Below are 4,099 nucleotides of genomic sequence, written 5' to 3' on the forward strand. Positions count from 1 at the left end.
CGAGCCCCGCGGCCCGGGGGGGCGGCGGGGCTCGCGAAGGGAGGGGGTCAGCCCGCGGTGGTGACGACCGGCTCGCCGGAGGCGACGCCGTCGGCCTCCATCTGCGCGGCGATCTTCATGGCCTCTTCGATGAGGGTCTCGACGATCTTCGACTCGGGGACGGTCTTGATGACCTCGCCCTTGACGAAGATCTGGCCCTTGCCGTTGCCGGAGGCGACGCCGAGGTCGGCCTCGCGGGCCTCGCCGGGGCCGTTGACGACGCAGCCCATGACGGCGACGCGCAGCGGGACCTCCATGCCCTCCAGGCCCGCGGTGACCTCGTCGGCGAGCTTGTAGACGTCGACCTGGGCGCGACCGCAGGACGGGCAGGAGACGATCTCCAGGCGGCGCGGCCGGAGGTTGAGGGACTCCAGGATCTGGATGCCGACCTTGACCTCTTCGACGGGCGGGGCGGAGAGCGAGACCCGGATGGTGTCGCCGATGCCCTCGCTGAGCAGCGCGCCGAAAGCGACCGCGGACTTGATGGTGCCCTGGAAGGCGGGGCCGGCCTCGGTGACGCCGAGGTGGAGGGGGTAGTCGCTGGCGGCGGCGAGCTGGCGGTAGGCGTTGACCATCACGACCGGGTCGTTGTGCTTGACCGAGATCTTGATGTCGCGGAAGCCGTGCTCCTCGAAGAGCGACGCCTCCCAGAGGGCGGACTCCACCAGGGCCTCGGGGGTGGCCTTGCCGTACTTCTGGAGTAGCCGCCGGTCCAGGGAGCCGGCGTTGACGCCGATGCGGATCGGGGTGCCGGCGTCGGAGGCCGCCTTGGCGATCTCCTTGACCTTGTCGTCGAACTGCTTGATGTTGCCGGGGTTGACCCGGACCGCGGCGCAGCCGGCGTCGATCGCGGCGAAGACGTACTTCGGCTGGAAGTGGATGTCCGCGATGACCGGAATCTGGGACTTCTTGGCGATGATCGGCAGCGCGTCGGCGTCGTCCTGGGTCGGGCAGGCGACCCGGACGATCTGGCAGCCGGAGGCGGTCAGCTCGGCGATCTGCTGGAGCGTGGCGCCGATGTCGGAGGTACGGGTGGTGGTCATCGACTGCACCGACACCGGTGCGTCGCCGCCCACGGCGACCGAACCGACCTGGATCTTGCGGCTGACCCGGCGGTCGGCGAGCTTCGCAGGTACGTCCGGCATTCCCAGTGCAATGGCAGTCATCTGGTGAGCAACCCCAAGGTGTGGATCTCGGCCCGGATTCGGTGGGCTCCGGTTCATCGAGATTACGGCACGGAGGTTGCCAGAGGCACATCGAACCCTTTTGCCCCCTCGAAAGGGGCGGCCGGGCACGCCCGCTCGGTCGCAGGGTGCCCGGCCGTGGCCGATCGGACGGGCCTAGGTCAGCTTCACCGGGTTCACCACGTCCGCGACCAGCACGAGCAGGGTGAAGCAGACGAAGATGCCGGCGACGACGTACGCGACGGGCATCAGCTTGGCGACGTCGAAGGGGCCGGGGTCCGGGCGCCGAACGACCCGGGCGAAGGCCCGCCGCACCGACTCCCACAGGGCGCCGGCGATATGGCCGCCGTCCAGCGGCAGCAGCGGCAGCATGTTGAACAGGAACAGCGAGAGGTTGAAGCCGGCGACCAGGAAGAGCATGGTGGCCACCCGCTGCTCCGGCGGGATGTGGAGCGAGAAGACCTCGCCGCCGACCCGGGCCGCGCCGACCACGCCCATCGGGGAGTCCTGCTTGCGCTCGGCGCCGTTGAAGGCCGCGTTCCACAGGTCGGGGATCTTGCCGGGGAGGCTTATCAGCGACTCGGTGCCCTGCTGGACCATGGTGCCCATGCGGTCGACGGACTGGCCGAAGGACTGCTTGACGATGCCGCTGGCCGGGGTGAAGCCGAGGAATCCGGCGCTGACGTACTGGCCGGGGACGTAGCCGCCGCGGCCGTCGGTCTTGGCGACCTTGTTCTCGATGAGGTCGGCGTGCAGCGTCTGCCGGGCGCCGTGCCGCTCGACGACGATGGCCGCCGGGCCGGTGGTCCTGCGGATCTGGTCCTGGAGGGTGTTCCAGTCCGGGACGGCGTGACCGTTGAAGGAGACGATCCGGTCGCCGGCCCGCAGGCCCGCGGCCTTGGCCGGGGAGTCCTTGGCGCCGGCCGGGCACTTGTCGGACTTGGCGGAGGCCGCGATGACGCAGTCCGAGACCGAGCTGACCTGCGTGGTCTGGGTGTTGATGCCGAAGCCCATCAGCACGCTCATGAAGATCACCACGGCCAGGACCAGGTTCATGAACGGCCCGGCGAACATCACGATCACGCGCTTCCAGGGCTTGCGCGTGTAGAACAGCCGGTGCTCGTCGCCGGGCTGCAGCTCCTCGAAGGCGGCCGAGCGGGCGTCCTCGATCATGCCGCGGAACGGCGAGGTGGAGCGGGCCTGGAGCTTCCCGTCGTCGCCGGGCGGGAACATGCCGATCATCCGGATGTAGCCGCCGAGCGGGACGGCCTTGATGCCGTACTCGGTGTCGCCCTTCTTGCGGGAGAAGATCGTCGGCCCGAAGCCCACCATGTACTGCGGCACGCGGATGCCGAACATCTTGGCCGTGGAGAGGTGGCCGAGCTCGTGCCAGGCGATGGAGAAGAGCAGGCCGACGACGAAGACGACTATGCCGAGGATGGTCATCCAGGTCGTCATGCGCGAACCTCCGATGTGGTGTGTGCCGCCCGGGCGGCCAGTTCGCGGGCGCGGGCGCGCGCCCAGGTCTCCGCTTGCAGGACGTCCGCGACCGTCAGGGAAGTTCCCGCGGCGGGCGTGCCGCTCCGCTGCGCTCCGCCTTGGCTGCTGTTCATCACCACTCCGGATGCCAGGCCCTCGTCGACCACTGCCGCGACCGTATCGACAATCCCTGTGAACGGCAGCCCGCCGCCGAGGAAGGCCGCGACGCACTCCTCGTTCGCGGCGTTGAAGACCGCGGGGGCGGTGCCGCCCAGCTCGCCGACGTGGCAGGCAAGCGGCACGGACGGGAAGGCGTCCTCGTCCAGCGGGAAGAACTCCCAGGTCTGCGCCGTCGTCCAGTCGACACCGGGGGCGGCGTCCGGGACCCGGTCCGGCCAGCCGATGCCCAGCGCGATCGGCATGCGCATGTCGGGCGGGCTGGCCTGGGCGAGGGTCGAGCCGTCGGTGAACTCCACCATCGAGTGGATGTAGGACTGCGGATGGACCACGACCTCGATGCGGTCGAAGGGGACGTCGAAGAGCAGGTGCGCCTCGATGACCTCCAGGCCCTTGTTGACCAGCGTCGCGGAGTTGATGGTGACGACCGGGCCCATGGACCAGGTGGGGTGGGCCAGCGCCTGCTCGGGCGTGACACCGGCCAGCTCGCGCTTGGTACGGCCGCGGAACGGGCCGCCGGAGGCGGTGACGACCAGCTTGCGGACCTCGGCCCGGGTGCCGCCGGACAGCGCCTGGAAGAGCGCGGAGTGCTCGGAGTCGACCGGGATGATCTGGCCGGGCCGGGCGGCGGCCTTGACCAGCGGGCCGCCGACGATCAGGGACTCCTTGTTGGCGAGGGCCAGCACCCGGCCCGCCTTCAGGGCGGCGAGGGTGGGGGCGAGGCCGATGGAGCCGGTGATGCCGTTGAGGACGGTGTGGCACTCCGAGGCGGCGAGCTCGGTGGCCGCGTCGGGGCCGGCCAGGATCTCCGGCACCGGCACGCCGGCGCCGTAGCGCGCGGTCAGCGCCTCGCGGAGCGCGGGCACCGTCTCCTCGCGCGAGACCGCGACGGTGGCGACCCGCAGCCGGTGCGCCTGCTCGGCGAGCAGTTCGACCCGGCCGCCGGCCGCGGCGAGCGCGGTGACCCGGAAGCGGTCGGGGTTGCGCAGCACGATGTCGATCGCCTGGGTGCCGATCGAACCGGTCGAGCCGAGGATCACGATCTCCCGGGGGCCTCCCGGGTCGGTACGGGCCGGCTCGAAGCGCAGGTGCGGATGGGCGAGGGTGTCCGTCATGCGGTCCATTGTGGCCGGTCGGCGGGGCACCTCGGCCACCGAGGGCCGCAGCGGGGGGGGGGGGGGGGGGGGGGGGGGGTCGGGGGGGGGGGGGGGGGGGTGAGT

General features: G+C 71.2%; 3 protein-coding genes. All 3 read right to left on the reverse strand.

The annotated features are described in order from the left end of the window. Nucleotides 1–47: 47 nt before the first annotated feature. On the reverse strand, nt 48–1,205 hold the full coding sequence (ispG, locus tag ACO1BR_RS17135; protein WP_426795931.1) for a flavodoxin-dependent (E)-4-hydroxy-3-methylbut-2-enyl-diphosphate synthase: 1,158 nt from the start codon (nt 1,203–1,205) through the stop codon (nt 48–50). A gap of 174 nt (nt 1,206–1,379) precedes the next feature. Further along, nucleotides 1,380–2,681, reverse strand: a complete 1,302-nt coding sequence (locus ACO1BR_RS17140) for a M50 family metallopeptidase (RefSeq protein WP_426795932.1) — start codon at nt 2,679–2,681, stop codon at nt 1,380–1,382. Continuing rightward, nucleotides 2,678–3,994, reverse strand: coding sequence for a 1-deoxy-D-xylulose-5-phosphate reductoisomerase (gene dxr / locus ACO1BR_RS17145; RefSeq protein WP_426795933.1), 1,317 nt, complete (start codon nt 3,992–3,994; stop codon nt 2,678–2,680). Before dxr ends, ACO1BR_RS17140 begins: the two co-directional genes overlap by 4 nt. Between the last annotated feature and the right edge of the window lie 105 nt (nt 3,995–4,099).

This window comes from Streptomyces sp. YGL11-2 (assembly GCF_050054615.1).
Lineage (GTDB): Bacteria > Actinomycetota > Actinomycetes > Streptomycetales > Streptomycetaceae > Streptomyces.